20 protein-coding genes are annotated in these 19,004 nt (G+C 33.2%); all 20 read right to left on the reverse strand.

Annotated elements, in window-relative coordinates:
- Nucleotides 1-8 precede the first annotated feature (8 nt).
- The 20 genes from CaldiYA01_RS08350 to murA all read right to left on the reverse strand — a co-directional run bounded on the left by CaldiYA01_RS08350 (nucleotide 9) and on the right by murA (nucleotide 19,000).
- Nucleotides 9-1,394: a tetratricopeptide repeat protein gene (locus CaldiYA01_RS08350; protein WP_207178705.1), complete on the reverse strand. Its 1,386-nt coding sequence runs from the start codon at nucleotides 1,392-1,394 to the stop codon at nucleotides 9-11.
- Nucleotides 1,395-1,413: 19 nt separating this feature from the next.
- Nucleotides 1,414-2,538 carry an RNA-binding domain-containing protein gene (locus CaldiYA01_RS08355; protein WP_207178708.1) on the reverse strand — a complete coding sequence of 375 codons (1,125 nt, stop codon included), beginning with the start codon at nucleotides 2,536-2,538 and terminating at the stop codon, nucleotides 1,414-1,416.
- On the reverse strand, nucleotides 2,531-4,186 hold the full coding sequence (locus CaldiYA01_RS08360; RefSeq protein ID WP_207178714.1) for an HD domain-containing phosphohydrolase: 1,656 nt from the start codon (nucleotides 4,184-4,186) through the stop codon (nucleotides 2,531-2,533). The genes CaldiYA01_RS08355 and CaldiYA01_RS08360 overlap by 8 nt, the downstream gene beginning before the upstream one ends.
- Before the next feature lie 112 nt (nucleotides 4,187-4,298).
- Entirely contained in the window at nucleotides 4,299-4,874 is a 576-nt protein-coding gene (locus CaldiYA01_RS08365) for a M23 family metallopeptidase (protein WP_207178716.1), read from the reverse strand.
- 81 nt (nucleotides 4,875-4,955) lie between these two features.
- Complete coding sequence (gene ytfJ, locus CaldiYA01_RS08370) at nucleotides 4,956-5,339, reverse strand: GerW family sporulation protein (RefSeq protein WP_207178718.1); 384 nt, start codon at nucleotides 5,337-5,339, stop codon at nucleotides 4,956-4,958.
- Complete coding sequence (locus tag CaldiYA01_RS08375; protein WP_238480506.1) at nucleotides 5,323-5,859, reverse strand: hypothetical protein; 537 nt, start codon at nucleotides 5,857-5,859, stop codon at nucleotides 5,323-5,325. Before CaldiYA01_RS08375 ends, ytfJ begins: the two co-directional genes overlap by 17 nt.
- Before the next feature lie 90 nt (nucleotides 5,860-5,949).
- On the reverse strand, nucleotides 5,950-6,495 hold the full coding sequence (gene scpB / locus CaldiYA01_RS08380; RefSeq protein ID WP_207178722.1) for an SMC-Scp complex subunit ScpB: 546 nt from the start codon (nucleotides 6,493-6,495) through the stop codon (nucleotides 5,950-5,952).
- 4 nt (nucleotides 6,496-6,499) lie between these two features.
- A complete protein-coding gene (locus CaldiYA01_RS08385) occupies nucleotides 6,500-7,210 on the reverse strand; it encodes a segregation and condensation protein A (protein ID WP_207178724.1) in 711 nt (236 codons plus the stop codon).
- Nucleotides 7,207-8,184: a tryptophan--tRNA ligase gene (gene trpS, locus CaldiYA01_RS08390; protein WP_207178726.1), complete on the reverse strand. Its 978-nt coding sequence runs from the start codon at nucleotides 8,182-8,184 to the stop codon at nucleotides 7,207-7,209. Before trpS ends, CaldiYA01_RS08385 begins: the two co-directional genes overlap by 4 nt.
- A 46-nt stretch (nucleotides 8,185-8,230) precedes the next feature.
- Nucleotides 8,231-8,866 carry a site-2 protease family protein gene (locus tag CaldiYA01_RS08395; RefSeq protein ID WP_207178728.1) on the reverse strand — a complete coding sequence of 212 codons (636 nt, stop codon included), beginning with the start codon at nucleotides 8,864-8,866 and terminating at the stop codon, nucleotides 8,231-8,233.
- Nucleotides 8,867-8,890: 24 nt separating this feature from the next.
- On the reverse strand, nucleotides 8,891-10,192 hold the full coding sequence (gene lysA / locus CaldiYA01_RS08400) for a diaminopimelate decarboxylase (protein WP_207178730.1): 1,302 nt from the start codon (nucleotides 10,190-10,192) through the stop codon (nucleotides 8,891-8,893).
- 84 nt (nucleotides 10,193-10,276) lie between these two features.
- Nucleotides 10,277-11,938, reverse strand: coding sequence for an AMP-binding protein (locus CaldiYA01_RS08405; protein ID WP_207178732.1), 1,662 nt, complete (start codon nucleotides 11,936-11,938; stop codon nucleotides 10,277-10,279).
- Nucleotides 11,939-12,058: 120 nt separating this feature from the next.
- Nucleotides 12,059-12,826, reverse strand: coding sequence for an RNA polymerase sporulation sigma factor SigG (gene sigG / locus CaldiYA01_RS08410; RefSeq protein WP_207178735.1), 768 nt, complete (start codon nucleotides 12,824-12,826; stop codon nucleotides 12,059-12,061).
- Nucleotides 12,827-12,910: 84 nt separating this feature from the next.
- The gene (gene sigE / locus CaldiYA01_RS08415; protein ID WP_207178738.1) at nucleotides 12,911-13,645 is read right to left on the reverse strand and encodes an RNA polymerase sporulation sigma factor SigE; all 735 of its coding nucleotides are present in this window, start codon (nucleotides 13,643-13,645) and stop codon (nucleotides 12,911-12,913) included.
- Nucleotides 13,646-13,678: 33 nt separating this feature from the next.
- A complete protein-coding gene (locus tag CaldiYA01_RS08420; protein ID WP_207178741.1) occupies nucleotides 13,679-14,512 on the reverse strand; it encodes a sigma-E processing peptidase SpoIIGA in 834 nt (277 codons plus the stop codon).
- Between the two features lie 275 nt (nucleotides 14,513-14,787).
- Entirely contained in the window at nucleotides 14,788-15,870 is a 1,083-nt protein-coding gene (gene ftsZ, locus CaldiYA01_RS08425; protein ID WP_207178744.1) for a cell division protein FtsZ, read from the reverse strand.
- A complete protein-coding gene (locus CaldiYA01_RS08430) occupies nucleotides 15,867-16,229 on the reverse strand; it encodes a small basic family protein (RefSeq protein WP_207178748.1) in 363 nt (120 codons plus the stop codon). Before CaldiYA01_RS08430 ends, ftsZ begins: the two co-directional genes overlap by 4 nt.
- 7 nt (nucleotides 16,230-16,236) lie before the next feature.
- Nucleotides 16,237-16,980 (reverse strand): DUF881 domain-containing protein, encoded by a 744-nt coding sequence (locus CaldiYA01_RS08435; protein ID WP_207178751.1) that lies wholly within the window; start codon nucleotides 16,978-16,980, stop codon nucleotides 16,237-16,239.
- Between the two features lie 6 nt (nucleotides 16,981-16,986).
- Nucleotides 16,987-17,721: a cell division protein FtsQ/DivIB gene (locus tag CaldiYA01_RS08440; protein ID WP_207178754.1), complete on the reverse strand. Its 735-nt coding sequence runs from the start codon at nucleotides 17,719-17,721 to the stop codon at nucleotides 16,987-16,989.
- Nucleotides 17,722-17,731: 10 nt separating this feature from the next.
- Entirely contained in the window at nucleotides 17,732-19,000 is a 1,269-nt protein-coding gene (gene murA, locus CaldiYA01_RS08445; RefSeq protein ID WP_207178759.1) for a UDP-N-acetylglucosamine 1-carboxyvinyltransferase, read from the reverse strand.
- Nucleotides 19,001-19,004: the final 4 nt, after the last annotated feature.

The following is a 19,004-nucleotide window of genomic DNA, read 5'->3' on the forward strand; positions in this document are numbered from 1 at the left end:
ATAACATTTCATATTTCCTTGTTAAGCAGAAGTTCTTTGAAATCACTAAACCATTTAGAGAAAACTGCCTGTGAAATACCAAAAATTTTAGCTATGTCTTTTTGTTTTATTCTCTCTTTTTTGATAAATTTTTTGAATACGTATAATACAATTGCAGCAATAACCTGAAGATTTAATTTTGGCTTTTCAAGAGGAAGATTTTTTAGAAGATTAATAATAGTCTCTTGGTCCTTCTGATTTAATTCTGTATACTGCCGTAAAATTTCTATAACTTTTTGTCTGTTTTCCTCTACAGTTTGAGAAAAATAATTGTCAATATGATTTTGGAGTTGTTTTTTTAGCTCCTTTTCTTCCATGCCCTCTAAAAACTTGAAACCTGATTCGAAATAATCAATAATATCTTTTTCAAATGTCTTTATTACATTATCGACTTTCTTCAAAAAATAGTCAATCCTAATCTCAGGCATTTCAAAGTTCCTTTTTAAGTATTCCCAAATTTTTTTTGCTTTAAGATACCTTCGTGTGTTGTAAAGGCTTATGGCTTCAATATGTTTAAAATATGGCTCTTTTGTAATCTCAAAAAGTTCATTTGCGCGCTGGGCAATTTCACTATGCTGATTTAACTTGATAAGAGTATCTAAAATCTTTATTTTGTCTTTGCTATCATATGTTTTTATGTCTAATACCACTTTTAAATGCCTTTTCATCTCTCTTTCTTTTCCTATACTCCTGTAAAAAAACGCTAAATTACAGTTTGCATATATATTGTACTTGTCAATTTGAAGAACTTTTTTTGCTTCTTCAATCGCTCTTTGAACATCGCCTATATAAAAATAAGCAAGTGAAAGGTTGTTTCTTGCAGCAAGGACGCTATTATCTTTTGCTAATATCATCTTAAAATATTTCATTGCATCTTCGTATCTTCCACTTTCAAGAAGGAAATTACCTCTTTCTAATAGTTTTGAATATTTTTCGATTTCTTTTTGTTCTTTTTCAAACTCTTCTTGACTTTCAATAAAGTCAAGAAGGTCCTCCGCTGCTTCTTTAAACTCAATGTTATTAGAAAGTTTTATATACCTCTTTAAAAAATTTTTTGCCTCTTTGAATTTGCCCATCTCAAAAAAATTGCATCCAAGACCAAAAAGTGAATCATAGAACTCCGGACTATCTTTTGCTAGCTCGTTCAACAGCTTATTTGAAGTCTCAAAATCACCAACCTGTGCTAAAAGTCCAGCGAGGTTAAACTTTATCTCAACATTTTTATTATCAAGTTCAAGAGCTTTCATGAGTCTTTTTATTGCAAGATCTATTTCTCCCTTTTCGTAATGTTTAATCCCAATTTTAAAATACATTGATGATGTAGGATTGAGGTTAATTACCTTCCCCTTGGTCATTTTTCATTACTCCTCTTTTTCACAGTTTATCAATTGGTGGCAATATAATTTTAAATGTATTTTGTGAGTTTATATTTATAATCTTAACATTTGGATATGTTTTTCTTATCCTTGATATTCCTTTACCAGCCTTTAAAAAAAGGTTATTGTCATCTAAAATTATCATCTTTTGGTATATCCATGGATTTCGACGCCTTGGTAGAATTTCTCTACCCATATTGAATATCATGTTATTTTCAAGAAGACAGCCAGGATTCGCAATTTCTATATTTCTTTCAGAAATTTTAACTGCTGTGCACCTTGTTAAGTCATAATAATCTCTGTGGACAAGTGCATTTACAATTGCTTCAAACAAAGCCCACAGGTTTTTGTGAGGATACCTTTGAGTAAAAAAATTTATAGTTTTTTTAATTATACTATATATGTTACCACAAATAATTTGAATTTGTTCGAAAAATTCAATTGCCAAATACGCCGATGGCAAAAACCTCTCAGGATATTTTCCAAACACAAGGATACCAGCTAAGGTAGGATAAAGGTTATTGCTTTCTCTATCTCTCTGAACAATCCCAAAACTTTCAAGCAAAATTAAGTTGTCCCACTCTGATAAAATACCACTTTTTTTAAAAAACATAGAAATTAGCTCAGGTTCAAGGTCGGTCAAATTCGCATTTCTTACAACTGACATTTCAAAATTGATACTCCCACTTTCTTCAAACATAGATGCTATCTCTTCTCTTCTCGCAACATCTGTTGTTGACCCCCGTCTTATATAAAACACACCGTTTTGCACCATCTGATGAGGTCTCAAACTACTCTTATATATTGTAAGAACACCAAGTTTTTTACCTTCGTATTCTACAATCTCAAACTTAATTGATACAGGTGGGTCACATCTTCCTGATATTATCTGCTGAATTTTTTCTTCAGAAATATTTTCGTCTTTTATTCCAATAACTCTTTTTGTCTTATCTTCAACCCCAAAGATAATATAGCCTCTTCCACCTCTTGAATTTGCAATAGCAATCACATCTTTTACAAGCTCTTTCTTTTCACCATCAGTTTCAATTGAAAGAGACTGTTTAAAATCAAGTTTTGGCCCTTCATCAGATTCCAAAAGCATTTTAAGCTTATATTTATCCATCTATCTTCATCTCTACTATTTTTGAGATTTTTTCCTCTTTAAGAACACCTAAAAACTCCTCAAACACTTCTGGGTCAAATTTTTTACCTACGTCCTCTTTCATTATTTCCAATGCTTGTTCCTCAGAAAAAGCCTTCCGGTAAGGTCTGTCTGTAGTAAGAGCATCAAATACGTCTGCAATTGAGATTATCCTTGACTCAAGAGGAATTTTGTCTCCTTTTATCCCCAGTGGATACCCACTTCCATCAAAATTCTCATGATGATATAGAACAATCTCTTTTATATTATCAAAATATTCAATGTTTGAAAGAATGTTATAACCATCTAAGGAGTGTCTTTTAACAATAGAATATTCTTCTTGCGTTAGCTTGCCAGGTTTATTTAATATGCTTTCCGGAATTACAATCTTGCCAATATCGTGAAGATATGCAGCAATTTCAAGGTCAAATAGGTCAATTTTATGCCCTTTTGAAGAAAGCTTTTCACCTATTTTTTTACTATATCTCATAACCCTTTCTGCATGTCCTTTAGTATAAGGGTCTTTCATTTCAATAATAGATATCAAAAGTTTTATTGCCCCTTCGAAGTTTCTCTTTTCTTTCTCAAATAGTTCTTTTAGGAGTTTATCTTGTTGTTTTAATAACGAAATCTTGCTTTTTATTTCGTTTGAAAAATATTCTAAAACAAGTTCTACATTTTTAAACTTTCCTTCTTTTCTTATGTTTGGTTTTGGAAAAGTTACATCACCGTTTATACCAGAAAATAGTGAAATAGCATAATCTTCAAGCTGAACAATCCTTTTTGTAAGGTATACTCCACTTAAAAATGCTATAAGTAAAGTAAAAACCATGAGAAATAAAAACGTAATAATAAGCAGTTTTTCAAAGTGTCTTTTTATATTCAAAAGTGTTCTTTCATTATAATCAATTACGAGTGTGCCTACCTTATACCCCTCAATATCAAATAAATCAACATGATTTTTAAGAAGGTTTTCTTTAGAAGACACATTTGTCTTATCTACAAAATATATTCTATCCACCATGTAAGGCTGTATCAAAGATACAAACTCATCAACATCTCTTGCCAAAAAAAGAGCTCCAGCAATAGGTTTTGTTAAATCTTTGTCATCTAAGACAGGACAACAAACAAACGCAAAAACTTTACCATTTATTTTTAGAAAACCTCTTTCAACAGGTATAAGATTTATATCGTTTTCAGAATATACTTTACTTATTACTTTCTTGAATACTTTTGAAATTACGACTTGGCCAGTGTTTCTAATTCCTTTATAATTAGAATAATATGAGATAATATTTCCTTCTTTTGAAAAACCAATTATTAAGGAAAAACTGTAAGGTTTTTGGTAGAGCCAGCTTGTCCAGTAAAAGTTAATAGTCTCTTTATCATTTTTTATAACAGCTCTGTAAAGTTCATTCCAGATAGCATACTCTTTTGATATATTCTCCATATCATCAAAAATTTTTTGAATTATCCTCTCTAATGTTTGTTGTTGTTTATTAACAAAGTAATCATAGGTAATTTTTTCATACTGAGGAATTATGTTATTCATTACATACACAGCAACAATGGTCGATGGTAAAAATGCAACTATCAGTGTAAGAACAAGTATTTTAAATCTTAGCTCCACCTTGCCCCATCCTTTGTTTTGCTCAGATTTGTTTATCATCGTCTGTCGATTTTTGTCTAAGTTTAGTATAGCATAATTTAGGTTGAAATGTCATTTGTGAAATATTCCTAAACTACATCTTTTCTTCTCTCTTAAAATATATAAAGTCTTTTCCCACAAGATTTAATGGCAGTTTATATCCTACTATCTCACCCTTTTTTAAAACTTGCCCTTTTTGTACGTTTAAAACATCAATATTTTCAATTCTATAAAGTATCTTGCTTTCTTGCTGTATAATAATATCAAAAGTTTCTCCTTTTTTAATAGTTTCCATTATTACTCCATCACAGGGACTGCGAATATCAGTCTTTTTTTTAACTATAATAAAAGTCCCACCATCGTCAGATGACTGAATTTGTCCGTCCGCAGGGTATATGTAGGATGTAGAAGATAAACTTTTTGTCATATAGCTATTCCTTGTCTGTTTTGAAAAAGATAAAGGCTTTAAAAAATCTTCTATCCATTTTACTAAATTCGAATAAAGTTTCTCATCACGCTGAAAATAAAGTTTAGCTTTCTCAAACGAAAAATTGTCTATGTAAATATATTCGAACTTTAACGAAAGAACTAAAAAAACAACTAAGGCTACTGTCGTTATTTTCATTACTGCTACCTTTGAACTCTTTTTTTCTATTTTCTTTTTTCTCATTTTCACTACCTCTCTAAAGCATTTTCAATTTAATTTTTATTCGTTTATATAAAAAAAGATGATAGCAAGGCTACCTTACTATCATCTTCTTTGAATTATTTCTTTTATATCTTCAATTATATTTGGAATAATATCAATTATTCTCTCAATATTACTGTTTGCTGAGACATTTAAAAGTCTTATCTGGTCCTGCGTTACAACCAAAAAGGCAATCGGCATAACAGAAATTCCTGCACCAGTTCCACCTGCAAAGAGCGGAGTATTTTCATCGGTTTTGTTCATCTTATTATTATCTTGTTTTATATCACCCCCACCTGCCACAAAACCAAATGAAACTTTTGATACTGGAATTATAACAGCTCCAGATGAACTTTGAACAGCATCACCTACAATTGTGTTTACGTCAATCATCTGTTTTAGATTTTCCATCGTTGTCTGCATAAGCATTTCAATTGGATGTGCCAAGTTTAACACCACCCCTCTGTTTTTTTATTACTTTAAGCCAACCAGTCAAAAGCTTTATAGGAAGAATTTTTACATAAACATTTAATTGTAAAATGCTTGAAAAAAAGTCTTCTTTCAAGAAGGCTTTACAATCAAGATTGGTATTTTGACCACATGACATTAATATTCCCCAAATTGAATAAATACTTGCACTTAAAATACTCAAAATAAACGCATCTTTACAGTAAATGCGCACAAAAATCTTTTCTATTTTTACCACAGTTGATAAAAGAAAGATTCTTATAAGATTAAATGTCATTTTAGTAGAAATATGCTTTGATTTTATATTTCTGCCTTTTTCTACAATTGAAAATCTCTTATCTCTTTTGTAATCAGAAACTTGAATCTTCTTATGAAATATTGACACATAAATTCCTAAAATGTTAAATTTTATTGTAATACAAATTCTCTTTTCAACTTTTATCTCAATCAAAAATATTTTTGGCAGAAAAAGATAAATTAGCAAAAACGCAAAGGACAAGAAATAAATGAAAATTTCCAATTCTTACTGCCTATTAACCCTTTCAAACTTTTTATTAAAATTATTCCCACAAAAATTAAAGAGGATACCTCAAATTGAGGTATCCTCTTGCTGGATTTTTGAAATCTTCTCTTTAAGTTCTTCTAAATCTTTTATTCCAAGAGAAGTGTAAAAAAGTGAAGTTACCTCATATAAAGCAGGCTTACCTATTGTATCAAGTCTTCCAGCTTCTTTGATAAGTCCTTTTTCTATAAGGCTTTTTATTACATTCTCACTATTTACTCCTCTTATCTTTTCTATCTCTTGTCTTGTAATAGGTCCTTTTAATGCAACAATTGATAACACCTCATACGCTGCTTGAGAAAGTGACACAGACTTTTGCTCCACATCAAAGTATTCTTTTATATATCCAGAGTTTTCTGGATTAGTAACCAGTATATATCCATTTTCTTGTTCGGCTATTAAAAATCCTCTGTTTTGTTGAAGATATTCTTGTCTCAGCTGCTCGACACAATTTTTAACCTCTTGAAACTCTAACTCCAAAATCTTAGCCAGTTTTTGGATATTCAATGGTTCCGTAGCCAAAAAGAGTATGCTTTCTATAACCGATTTTATCTTTGCAGCATCCATTACCATCCTGTTACCTCTTTAAAATCTTTATATCATCAAATATTTTATCTTGATGAGCAAAGATATGACCAAGCTTACAAAGTTCTAATATAGCCAAAAATCTGTAGATAATTCCTTCCTTTGAAATCCCTTTAATGAGATTGCTAAAATACAAGGTACCTTTTTGTTTAATATATTCAAGTACTTGTTTTATAACTTTCAAAATAGATATTGATTGCTTCTTGGTAATCTCTTGAAGTTTTTGAACATTTTCTTTTGAAAAATCTTCATTCTTCTCGACAGTTGCTAAATATGCTCTGCAAAGCTTTTTAATATCAAGCTGAAGTACAAGATCTTTTCTGCTTTCATTTAATAGTAGATAATCTTGGCTTGTCTTTCTATAGCATTCTCTGTAAGGAAAGTTTTCTTTTAAGTAAATTGCTACCTGTTTGTATTTCTGATATTCTCTTAGTCTTTCTACAAGTTCTTGGCGTGGATCTTGGTCTTCCTGAGCTTTGGGCAAAAGCATTTTTGATTTTATCTCTAAAAGTGTTGCTGCCATTACCATAAACTCTGAAACAGAATCCACATTGACAGTATCTAAACGGTTGAGATATTCCAAGTACTGGCTTGTGATTTCGGATATTGGTATATCATATATATTTATTTTCTCTTTTTTTATGAAGTAAAGCAACAGGTCAAGTGGTCCTTCAAAGTTAGGAAGTTTAACCTCAAAGTTCATAACAGACCTGCCCTGTCCTTTGCTTCTTGCAATGTTCTTGAGGCTATTTCTTTCGCCTTTTTTGCACCTTCACTGATAACTCCCAAAACATAGTCAAGGTCATTTTCAAGATCTCTTCTTTTTGCTTGAATTGGCTCTAAAAACCTTGAAATATTTTCAAATAGCTTCTTTTTGCATTCAACACAACCCATTTTACCCTGTCTACAATTTTCTTCAGTCTCTGATACAATCTCTGGGCTGAATATCTGATGATATGTAAAAACTGTGCACACCTCAGGATGTCCAGGGTCGTTCTTGCGAATCCTTGCAGGGTCAGTCACCATGTTCATTACCTTTTTCCTGATACTTTCCAAGTCTTCTGAAAGCGCAATTGTATTTCCATAGCTTTTACTCATCTTGCGTCCGTCTGTACCAACAAGCACTTTTACGGTGTTAAGAATTGCCTGTGGTTCTGGAAAAGTTTGACCATATAAAAAGTTAAACCTTCTTGCAATCTCTCGTGTAAGCTCCAAATGTGGAAGCTGGTCTTCACCAACTGGGACAAACTCTGCCTTGTATATCAGTATATCAGCAGCCTGAAGACATGGATATCCCAAAAAACCATATGTTGCTATGTTTCTTTCTTTTAATTCTCTCATCTGGTCTTTGTAAGTTGGACACCTATAAAGCCAAGAAAGAGGAGTTATCATAGAAAATAAAAGATGAAGCTCAGCATGCTGTGGAACATGCGACTGCACAAATATTGTACACTTTTTTGGGTCAAGACCGCACGCCAAAAGGTCTATAACAACCTGCTTTGTATATTCTCTTAAATTCGAAGTATCTTCATATCCTGTTGTAAGTGCGTGCCAGTCGGCAACAAAAAAGAAACATTCATATTCATCCTGAAGCTTTATCCAACTTTCTATAGCTCCAAAATAGTTCCCAAGATGTAAAATTCCCGTAGGTCTTGTACCAGACAAAACTCGTCTCATCTTTTCATTCCCCTATTCTCATCAAGATTTTTATATAATTATACTTTTAAGGAAATAAACTTAAAATAAATTCAATAAAGGTAAAAATAACATGAGCAATAGGTTGTAACACATATGAAAGCAAGTAAGGAGCAAATAATATGCATGCAATCAATATCATCTGGCCGACTACCTCATATCTATAATAAAATTCTATATATTTGTTCGGCGCAAAGATAAACAAAATCTTTGAACCATCTAAAGGAGGTATTGGCAATAAATTGAATATAGCAAGGTAAACATTAATCAAATAGGCCTGTTGAACCATTATTAATAGATACTTATTCGTAATTATATTGTATTTGTTAGCATATTTTAGCGCAACAGCAAACAAAATTGCCGAAAGAATATTTGCAACAGGCCCTGCTAAAGCAGTCAGACCCATACCTGTTTTTGGATTTTTGTACTTTGTTGGGTCAGTCACCACAGGTTTTGCCCATCCAAACCCAAAAAGGATCAATGCTATCGCACCAAACAAATCTATGTGTGGCAATGGATTTAAGGTTATCCTCCCCTGCCTTTTAGGAAGATCATCACCTTGCAGGTATGCAACAAATCCATGGGCTGACTCGTGTACAGATATTGCAAAAAGCAGCCCTGGAATTCTCAAAAGCATAGTTATAATACTTGGTACAGTCATCATAAATTCTCTCCAATTTAAATTTTGTTAAATCTCCAAGTCGTTTCTCACAATGTCTTCATAAGTTTCACGCTTTACAATCACTCTTGCTTGTCCATTTTTCAAAAGTACAACTGCAGGCCTTGGAAACCTATTGTAATTACTCGACATAGAATAATTATATGCTCCTGTTGCCAAAATGGCAATATGTTGCCCACTCTTAAGCTCAGGAAGCTTAATATCTTTGATGAGTATATCACCAGACTCACAGCATCTTCCCGCTATTGTATAAACTTTCGTCCGTTCTCCCAGCGGGTTTTCAACAACATATGCATCATATCTTGCTTGATACAGTGCATATCGTGGATTGTCTGTCATCCCACCATCAACAGATACATAGTTTCTGACATTTGGTATTTCTTTGACACTTCCAATTGTATAAAGAGTAATCCCAGCTTCACCAACAATTGATCTTCCAGGTTCCAAAACAATAAACGGTTTTTTTAACCCTCTCAAACTGCAAAATTCTTCTACCTCTTCAGCAATTACTTCTATAAACTTTTCAACTCTCGGTGGTTCGTCATATGCGGTATATTTTATTCCGAATCCACCACCTAAATCTAATATTTCTATTTCATAGTCAAGTTCATTTTTAATCTTGAGCATAAACTCAAGCATGACTCTTGCAGCAAGTTTAAATGGAGCTGTCTCGAAAATCTGTGAACCAATGTGGCAATGAAGACCTACCAAGTTTAGTTCCTCTTTTTGTAAAACCTTTTGAACCATAGAGAACGCTTCGCCATTTTCAAGCGTAACTCCAAACTTTGAGTCTATCTGGCCTGTCCTAATAAACTCGTGTGTATGAGCTTCTATTCCCGGTTTTATTCGAATTAAAACATCTGCTTTTTTGTCTCTTGTTTTACATATCAAACTTAGCATCTCAAGCTCATCAAAATTATCAAGTACAATCTTTACACCCTTTTCAACTGCCATCTCAAGTTCATCGTATGTTTTATTATTTCCATGGAAGAATATTTTGTCTGGATTAAAATTTACAGAAAGTGCTGTGTAAAGCTCTCCACCCGATACAACATCAAGTCCAATTCCTTCTTCCTTTGCTATTTGACACATTGCTTTTGTACAAAAAGCTTTTGAAGCATATATTATAAGACCATTCTCTCCAAAATATTTATCAAGGGAAGATTTAAATCTATTAATATTTTCTCTTATCATTGTCTCATTCATAACATAAAGAGGTGTTCCATACATCTCTATCAAGTCAAGAAGGTCAATCCCTTCCCATGAAAGATTGCCTTTTGGTGAAATTTCAAGATTATATCTTAGGTGCATATACCTTCTCCCCTCACAATTTAATATTGAAAATAATTCTAACATACAATTAAAGAAAAATTCAATATTTTCTAAGGTAAGAGATTAAGCTGTTTCGATGTTTGCTGCATCATGAAGAGAAAATTTCTCTATTGCCATCTCTCTCAATTTATATTTTTGGACCTTACCATTTGCAGTTGTTGGGAACTCACTAACAAACACAACATATCGTGGAGTTTTGTGACGAGAAAGGTTTGCTTTTACAAACTCTTTTATTTCTTCCTCGTTTACATAACACCCATCTTTTAGGATTATAAATGCAGCTATTTCCTCACCATAGACCTTATCTGGTACACCAACAATCTGCACATCTTTAACTGCCGGATGTGTATATAAAAACTCCTCTATTTCGCGTGGATAAATGTTTTCTCCACCTCTTATAATCATGTCTTTGAGTCTACCGGTAATCCTTAAATATCCATTTTGGTCAATATACCCTAAATCACCTGTGTGGAGCCAGCCCTCCTCGTCGATGGCTTGTTTTGTTGCTTCTGGCATTTTATAATATCCTTTCATAACGTTGTATCCCCTCGCACATATCTCGCCAACAACACCGTCTGGGACCTCTCTTTTTGTGTGGATATCCACAATCTTTACCTCCACACCATCAAGAGGTTTTCCAACCGTGGACACTCTAAACTCAAGAGGGTCATCAACTCTTGTTTGAGTTATTACAGGTGATGCTTCTGTTTGACCATACGCTATTGTAATCTCTTTCATGTGCATTTTTTCAACAACCTCTCTCATCACCTTGATAGGACAAGGTGCTCCAGCCATTATGCCAGTACGAAGAGAAGAAAAATCAAATTTATTAAATTCGGGATGCTGCAAGATTGCAATAAACATTGTTGGCACCCCGTGCAAAGCAGTGCATCTTTCAAAATGGACTGTCTCCATAACTTTAAGAGGATTGAAATGGTCAAGCGGAACCATTGTGGCACCTTTTGCCACACATGCACTTATACCCAATACAAGTCCAAAACAGTGAAAAAACGGAACAGGTATGCATAGTTTGTCCTTGTACGTAAGTTTCATGCAATCTGCAATAGCGTTTGCGTTGTTTAGAATGTTTTTGTGTGTAAGCATTACACCCTTAGGAAATCCGGTGGTGCCAGAGGTATACTGCATATTTATTACTTCATCTGGCTCAAGGCTTTTTTGTCTGCTAATAAGTTCCTCATCAGAAATATTTTTACCAAGTTCAATTACTTCATCCCAGTTATAAATTCCACTATGGAAACCTTGTCCAATATAAATAAGCCTTTTGAGAGATGGTAGATTTGGATTTTCAAGATCTCCTTTTTTGCACGACTGAAGCTGAGGATTGAGTTTTTTCACAATCTCAAGATAATTCGAATCTTTAAATCCTTCTGTGAATATTAAAGTGGAACTGTCAGATTGTCTGAGAAGATACTCAAGTTCATATATTTTGTAGTTGGTATTTACAGTAACAAGTATTGCTCCAATTTTGGCCAAAGCAAAGATAGCAATGAGATATTCAAGCCTGTTCGTTGCCCATACAGCTACATGTTCTCCTTTTTGAATGCCGATCGCCATAAATCCTTTCGCTGTATCATCCACCATTTTTTTGAATTGAGAATATGTAAGGAAAATCTTTTCATGATGATAAATGACAGCAGGATTGTCAGCATATTTTACAGCTATCATATCAAAATAGTCTGGAATAGTCATTTCAATAAAGGCCATTGAGCCTCTGTGCCCCCTTATATAAATGTACAAGCCTTTTACCTTAGTTTTAAGGTAAAAGGCTTTTTTAATTTTAGATTATTATAAATTTTGAATGCATAAAATGTCAACAACAAAATCTTAGATATACTTCTTGATATGTCCTATCGCACTTTTTTCAATTCTTGACACCTGTGCCTGTGAAATTCCCACAATTTTTGCTACCTCCATCTGAGTTTTTCCTTTATAATAACGCAAATACAATATCTCTTTTTCACGTTTTGTGAGTTTTGAGAGAGCATCTTTGAGCGATATCTCCTCAAGCCAAACACTTTCACATGATTTGTGATCACATAGCTTTTCCACAACATACATTGTATCAGTACTATCTTGAAACACTGGTTCATAAAGAGATATAGGTTCTTGAATTGAATCAAGTGCAAAAACAAGATCTTCTTTGGTTATTGAGAGTTCTTTAGCTATCTCTTCTAATGTGGGTTCTTTTTGGTTATTACTTATATATTTTTCTTTTATTTTTAAAGCTTTATAGGCTGTATCTTTCAAAGACCTCGAAATTCTCATAGAGTTGTTATCCCTTAAATATCTTCTTATCTCACCGATTATCATTGGCACTGCATAAGTCGAAAATTTTACATTCTGAGAAAGGTCAAAATTATCGATTGCCTTTATAAGACCAATACACCCAACCTGGAACAAATCGTCTAAATTCTCGCCCCTGTTAGCAAATTTTTGTACAACGCTTAAAACAAGTCTCAAATTCCCTTCGATAAAAATCCTTCGTGCTTCTTTGTCCCCTTCTTTCATTCTTTTCAAAAGTTCAAGTTTTTCTTCATGGCTCAAAATGGGGAGTGTTGATGTATTTACACCACAAATTTCTACTTTATTCAATTTAATTACCTCCCCCTTTTTTACTTTACACTATGGTTATTATTAACCTTGGGGAAGGTAATTATTCCAAAATAGATTTCTATATTATATAATTTTTGCCAGCTCTTTTTTAAGTCTTGTTATAATCTTTTTTTCCAATCTCGAAATATAGCTTTGTGATATCCCCAGCATATCAGCAACCTCTTTTTGGGTCTTTTCTCCACCATCTCCAAATCCAAATCTCAATTCAACAATCTTTTTTTCCCTTGATGGAAGCTTTTTAATTGCTTGCAAAAGTGCTTCTTTTTCTACATTACTCTCAATCCTGTTGTAAATTTCTTCTGTATCAGTCCCCAGAACATCAGAAAGCAAAAGTTCGTTGCCATCCCAATCTACATTTAGTGGCTCATCTATTGACAATTCAAGTTTCTTGCTCGAATTTCGTCTCAAAAACATCAGAATTTCATTCTCAATACATTTTGAAGCATAAGTAGCAAGTTTTATATTCTTGTTTGGATTATATGTATTTATTGCTTTAATCAAACCTATTGTACCTATTGAAACAAGGTCTTCAAGATTAATCTTTGTATTTTCAAATCTTCTCGCAATATAGACAACCAGCCTCAAATTCCTTTCTATTAAAAGCTTCTTTAATTCTTCTTTTCCTTGGTAGTGAATCTTGTATAAAATCTGCGCCTCTTCGTCAGGTGTAAGCGGTGGTGGAAGTGTATCACATCCACCAACATAAAAAATCTCCATTAACTGGCTTTTTGAAAATGAAAAACCAAGTTTTTTCAATATTTTTAACACATATTGCAGGATATTAGACTCAAGTCTCATAAAATCACTCCTCCTTAAAAAAATCAAGAAGAATTAAATCAGATCAGGACCAAGAAGTGCTGAGTACCTGTTCGAAATTTTCTTGTCATACAAGGCAATAGCCACATCTTTCTTTACCCATGTATTTTTGTTTTCTGAAACATAAAACTCATCTGGAATAACCCCTACTAAAACCCCATGTTCCTGACCAATTGAATTGTAAGGTATCAAAACAATTTTGCTACCAAAAACTTTTTGGAGTTTTTCAAGGTCCTTTGAAGATATGTCTTTCTCTTCTTCTTCCATTCCAAGTAGATTTCTTTCAACAATTACAACAGGTTTGCCAGAAAAAGGTTCTTTTAAGTTATTGCCTGTATCTATATATCCAACACAGCTATACTCTAATTGATTTATCCTGAATCTTATATACCTAATGAGTGAATCTTTGTAAACCATTTTGATTATAAGCTCATATGATAACTTGAACACAATTAGTGAAACACCAATCGCAAGTAGTACGTTCCTCAACTTGAGCTGAAAAGAGTATTCAATACTATTTTCTGAAATATAATATAGAAAAAATCCCATTCCTCCAAACATGATTGTAACAAGATAAAAACTAAGAAATTGTCTAATAAATCCAAAAAAATTTTTAGGCAAAAAGGTAAAATATACAAAGAAAGCTGAAACAATAATTTTCCCAATCGGAGAATATAATAGCTGTAAAGGCTTATAAAATTGAAATAGCGAATAAAAAGCTCCAAGTATACTCATAACAATAATCTTAAAACTGTTTACATTTTCTTTAAGTAAATATGACGTTACAAGTAGAATAAAATAATTTATAACCAAATTTTCTAATATATATACATCTGCATAAATAATCATTTCATTCTATCAACTCTTTATCCTCAAAACAGGTATCTCTAAGTAATAATTATATTCCTTAAAAGGGTAAAATTATGTCAAAATATTTTCAAGTTGCTCCTAAGTAAAAATCAATTTTCTAACAATTTTTTGCAAAAAATAAAGTTTTAATTGTTTTATAACCATCGAAACTGTACATTTATAAATTTTGAAAGCAAAAAGGGACTATCCAATTAACATTTTTTGCTGGATAGCCCCTTAATTTTACAAAATTTATTTTTAAATAATACTTGTTATTATTTTTTATTTTTCAAGAATATTGGAATTTCAAATATGTCATCATCTTGGAACAGATTTTGAAGATTGCCCATCTTTTGCATCGGAGCTTTATTAACTTGAGCAGATGACGATTCTTCATTGGTTGTGTCAAATCCTGTTGCAATGACAGTAACTTGAACCTCGTCTTTCATTTCTTCATTGAAAACAATCCCCATTATAAAGTTAACATTCTCATCAGCCTCCGAAGAAATAAGCTCATTCGCTCTTTCAATCTCATCAAGAAGTAATTCTTCTGGATTTCCTGTGTAGTTTACAAGAACACCTTTTGCTCCTTTTATTGAAGTCTCAAGAAGCGGGCTGTTGATTGCCTGCTCTAAAGCTTTGAGTACCTTTTCATCACCTTTAGCCTTGCCTATTCCCATGTGTGCATATCCCTTATTCATCATAATAGCCTTTACATCTGCAAAATCCACATTTATTAGCCCCGCATTCAATATGATATCAGAAATTCCTTGAACACCCTGTCTTAGCACATCATCAGCCATTCTGAATGCATCTGAGATTTTAAGACTTTTATTGGTGGAAAGCATAAATAGTCTATCATTTGGGACAATAATTATTGTATCTACAATCTTCTTAAGTTCTTCTATTCCTTTTTCTGCGTTGACTCTTCGCTTTGCACCTTCACTTTTAAACGGTCTTGTAACAACAGCAACAGTCAATATCCCCAGCTCTTTTGCTATCTCAGCAACAACAGGTGAAGCTCCAGTACCCGTCCCGCCACCCATTCCTGCTGTAATAAATACCATGTCCGCTCCCTTTAAAACCTGAGCTATATCCTCTTTACTCTCCTCTGCAGCTTTTCTTCCAATTTCAGGGTCAGCCCCCGCTCCAAGTCCTTTTGTAATTTTCTCACCTATCTGAATCTTATAATGCGCTTTTGAGCGTTGAAGAGCCTGCTTGTCGGTATTAACTGCTATGAACTCTACTCCCGATACGCCAACATCAATCATTCTATTGACTGCATTATTTCCTGCACCACCAACACCAATAACTTTCAATTGTGCAACAGTCATTTTTTCTGTGTCAAAACTAATCATTGGTTTTTCTCCTCCTTAGAAAAACTCTTATTTTTTATTAAAATGCTTCTTCGCATTTCCCCAAAATTTTGAAAAATCCTGACACCAAAAGCCACAACCGCTGCTTGGTACAGCGGAATACCAAGCATGTCACCCATATAAGCAAGAAGCATGGCTATTAATGTATTGCCAACAAATCCAGAAATGAATATATCTATCTTGAAGTCACCCTTTAAATTTGATTTCAGAGCACCAAATATAGAGTCAAGTGCTGCAAGAAGACCAACTGCAACATAAGATGAATAATCCTGAGGAATACTTATTGGAATAAAAAGTCCTATTAATATACCAATTAAAAGAGCAATTACAAGTACTATCATTTTTTCATCAGCTTCCTTCACTTCTTATCTTTGCGTAATTGAATTTTAAACTTCCAGTATAACGTGGAATTACAACTTTTGAAGCTTCTTCAATCTTAACCCCTATAGAAAATTCCTTTAAAAGGTCTATGATACCTCCCCGCATCTCAAGAGAATTTTTAAGAATCTTAGGATCACCAATTGCTTTTATTATGTACGGGGCAGAATACCTTGTGTTGTTTATACTAATAGTTGGTCCTGCACATCTGATCTCAGTTGTTGAAACTACTCTCTGGTCATTTATCGCTATTGCTTCAGCTCCTGCTGCCCGAAGTTCGTTTATAACCTGCAAAATGTCAGAATCATGTAGCAGAAAACTGTTTGGATCAACATTGGGTTGGGCAGGTATTTTGCTGTCATCAAGTGTAATAATTATACCTGGTCCTTCTACATCTGTGAGCCCAGCTAAAATCTTGACTTTATCAAGCTCTTCTTTTAAAAGTTCTGTAGTTTTGCTAATACTTGCTGCTGAGTCCTGATATTCTTTGATTTTTTTCTCATAATCATAAATCTGCTGGCGAAGACTCACATTTTCTTCTCTAAGCTTGTTTATCTGTTCAGCAAGTTCAATGGCTCTTGCTTTTTCTAAATTTTTTAGTTCATTACTTTGTCTAACACTTTTAATTTGCATTGACATTAATATCCCTAAAACCAAAAGCAAAATAGCAATGGCAACCTGTCCACCTGTCGGTTTTTTAATCTTCACCTTCATATTCTTTCAATTGTCCTCCCCAGTATCTGGACTGAACGTGGCGATACCATTAGAATTTAGTGTAATAATCCCTTCAACATTTTTTGGTAATTTATCATACACACTTTTCAAAAGTCTTAATTTGTAATCTATATCTGACCCGTCTCCAAGTTTTATAGTTAGCTTGTCCATTTTAAGTTGAAGGTCACTAACATTTTTTAAAAGCAAAATGACTTTTTCTATTTTAAAAACCTTTAACGCATTAAAACGTAAAAGACCTTGAGCTACTTCAATTGCTCTCTGCAAAAGTATTTCATCTGTAACAACAATTTTCTTACCCACTGTTGCTTGAACCACTTTTAGACCTTCAAACACAATCGAATTTTGCGGTAAATCTCCTTCTATTCTTATTACATACCCTTTTTTATCAATTTCTATATACGAATTTAAATATTTTATAAGTCCAACTGTACTCTTTTCATTCACATATATTAAAAGTGTATCAGGCAGCTTTCTCTTTATTACAACATCTTCTATTTCTGGATTTTCCAATAGTTTGTGTTTTATATCTTTTGTGTTTACACTCAATATGTTCTGGTTTTGATATTGCTGTATTATCTTTATAATATCATTTTTTTTAACTCTTTGCAAATTATGTATACTGAAATTTTTTACCTCAAAGTAGTCCAAATTAAAAATTAAAAGAGTAAATGTAACTCCTAACATTAATAATACACTAATCTTTACACTCAATCTACCCATTTTAAAATACTCACTCACTTTTTATTCTGAGAATTTTCGCACCAAGTAAAGAATATTTTTCCTCTATCTTCTCATACCCCCGGTCGATGTAATCTGCATCCACAACTTCTGTTACTCCTTGAGCAGAAAGCCCCGCTACAAAAAGTGCTGCACCACCTCTCAAATCACGTGCAAAAACCTTACAACCTTTCAATTTCTCAACACCATTTATTACTGCAATATCCTTTTCAACATGTATATCTGCACCCATTTTTACAAGCTCGGATATATGTTTGAATCTGTTTTCAAAGATGGTTTCTTTAATTATTGTAACTCCATTTGCTACTGCAAACACGCTGCAAATAGGAGCCTGAAGGTCTGTAGGAAAACCAGGATAATAATGTGTAGTAATCCGCCACCCACCTTTTAATCTTCGTTCTTTCTTTATCCAAATTTCATTTTTTGACTCTTTAATTACACATCCCGCATTTTTGAGAATATATAGTATTGAATCTAAATGTCTTGGAAATACACTTTTTAAAACTACTTCCTCCCCGCACGTAGCAACTGCACACAGGTACGTCCCTGCTACAATTCTATCAGGTATAACATTGTGAGCCACCTCTTCACTCTTTAACCTTTTTACACCCTCAATCTTAATTATATGTGTCCCAGCACCCTTTATCTTTGCACCAAGCTTATTTAAGAAATGGCAAAGATCCGCTATCTCTGGCTCTTTTGCTGCATTTTTTATTACAACTTCTTCATCACAAAATATGGATGCAAGAATTATATTTTCTGTTGCTCCAACTGAAGGTATTGGCAAAAAAATTTCACCGCCTTTAATTTTATCACAACGGCAAATTATTCTGTTATCATGTTCAAACACTTCTATACCAAGTTGTCTAAAAGCTAAGATGTGTAGATCAATTGGTCGTTGCCCTATCTCACACCCCCCTGGATGATTAGAAAGCTCTGCTCTTTTGAACTTACTCAGAAGCGCCCCCATAAAAAGTACACTTGAACGCATGAGCTTTGCATACTCAGATGGTATGGTAAATCTTTTAATTGAGCTACTATCTATCACCACTGTATTGTTTTCAAACGATACAATACAACCAAGATATTTGAGAATCTCTATTGTATGTCTCACATCAACAATGTCAGGTACATTTGTGATAATAACTCTATTGTTGCTTAAAATAGATGCTGTCAATATAGGAAGTGCTGCATTTTTGGCACCTTCAACCTCAATCTCTCCCATGAGCCTTGTCGGACCATATATTATAAGTTTTTGCATCTTC

The organism is Caldicellulosiruptor diazotrophicus (assembly GCF_017347585.1).
GTDB lineage: Bacteria > Bacillota > Thermoanaerobacteria > Caldicellulosiruptorales > Caldicellulosiruptoraceae > Caldicellulosiruptor > Caldicellulosiruptor diazotrophicus.

What these genes read in the sequence shown, in the direction of transcription:
- murA (WP_207178759.1), bottom strand. Translation starts at nt 19,000, where the DNA reads ATGCAAAAACTTATAATATATGGTCCGACAAGGCTCATGGGAGAGATT.
- CaldiYA01_RS08435 (WP_207178751.1), bottom strand. Translation starts at nt 16,980, where the DNA reads ATGAAGGTGAAGATTAAAAAACCGACAGGTGGACAGGTTGCCATTGCT.
- CaldiYA01_RS08385 (WP_207178724.1), bottom strand. Translation starts at nt 7,210, where the DNA reads ATGAACTTTGAGGTTAAACTTCCTAACTTTGAAGGACCACTTGACCTG.
- scpB (WP_207178722.1), bottom strand. Translation starts at nt 6,495, where the DNA reads ATGGTAATGGATGCTGCAAAGATAAAATCGGTTATAGAAAGCATACTC.
- CaldiYA01_RS08395 (WP_207178728.1), bottom strand. Translation starts at nt 8,866, where the DNA reads ATGATGACTGTACCAAGTATTATAACTATGCTTTTGAGAATTCCAGGG.
- CaldiYA01_RS08355 (WP_207178708.1), bottom strand. Translation starts at nt 2,538, where the DNA reads ATGGATAAATATAAGCTTAAAATGCTTTTGGAATCTGATGAAGGGCCA.
- sigE (WP_207178738.1), bottom strand. Translation starts at nt 13,645, where the DNA reads ATGAGACTTGAGTCTAATATCCTGCAATATGTGTTAAAAATATTGAAA.
- trpS (WP_207178726.1), bottom strand. Translation starts at nt 8,184, where the DNA reads ATGAGACGAGTTTTGTCTGGTACAAGACCTACGGGAATTTTACATCTT.
- CaldiYA01_RS08440 (WP_207178754.1), bottom strand. Translation starts at nt 17,721, where the DNA reads ATGGGTAGATTGAGTGTAAAGATTAGTGTATTATTAATGTTAGGAGTT.
- CaldiYA01_RS08430 (WP_207178748.1), bottom strand. Translation starts at nt 16,229, where the DNA reads ATGATAGTACTTGTAATTGCTCTTTTAATTGGTATATTAATAGGACTT.
- CaldiYA01_RS08405 (WP_207178732.1), bottom strand. Translation starts at nt 11,938, where the DNA reads ATGGCCTTTATTGAAATGACTATTCCAGACTATTTTGATATGATAGCT.
- lysA (WP_207178730.1), bottom strand. Translation starts at nt 10,192, where the DNA reads ATGCACCTAAGATATAATCTTGAAATTTCACCAAAAGGCAATCTTTCA.
- CaldiYA01_RS08365 (WP_207178716.1), bottom strand. Translation starts at nt 4,874, where the DNA reads ATGAGAAAAAAGAAAATAGAAAAAAAGAGTTCAAAGGTAGCAGTAATG.
- ftsZ (WP_207178744.1), bottom strand. Translation starts at nt 15,870, where the DNA reads ATGATTAGTTTTGACACAGAAAAAATGACTGTTGCACAATTGAAAGTT.
- CaldiYA01_RS08420 (WP_207178741.1), bottom strand. Translation starts at nt 14,512, where the DNA reads ATGATTATTTATGCAGATGTATATATATTAGAAAATTTGGTTATAAAT.
- CaldiYA01_RS08350 (WP_207178705.1), bottom strand. Translation starts at nt 1,394, where the DNA reads ATGACCAAGGGGAAGGTAATTAACCTCAATCCTACATCATCAATGTAT.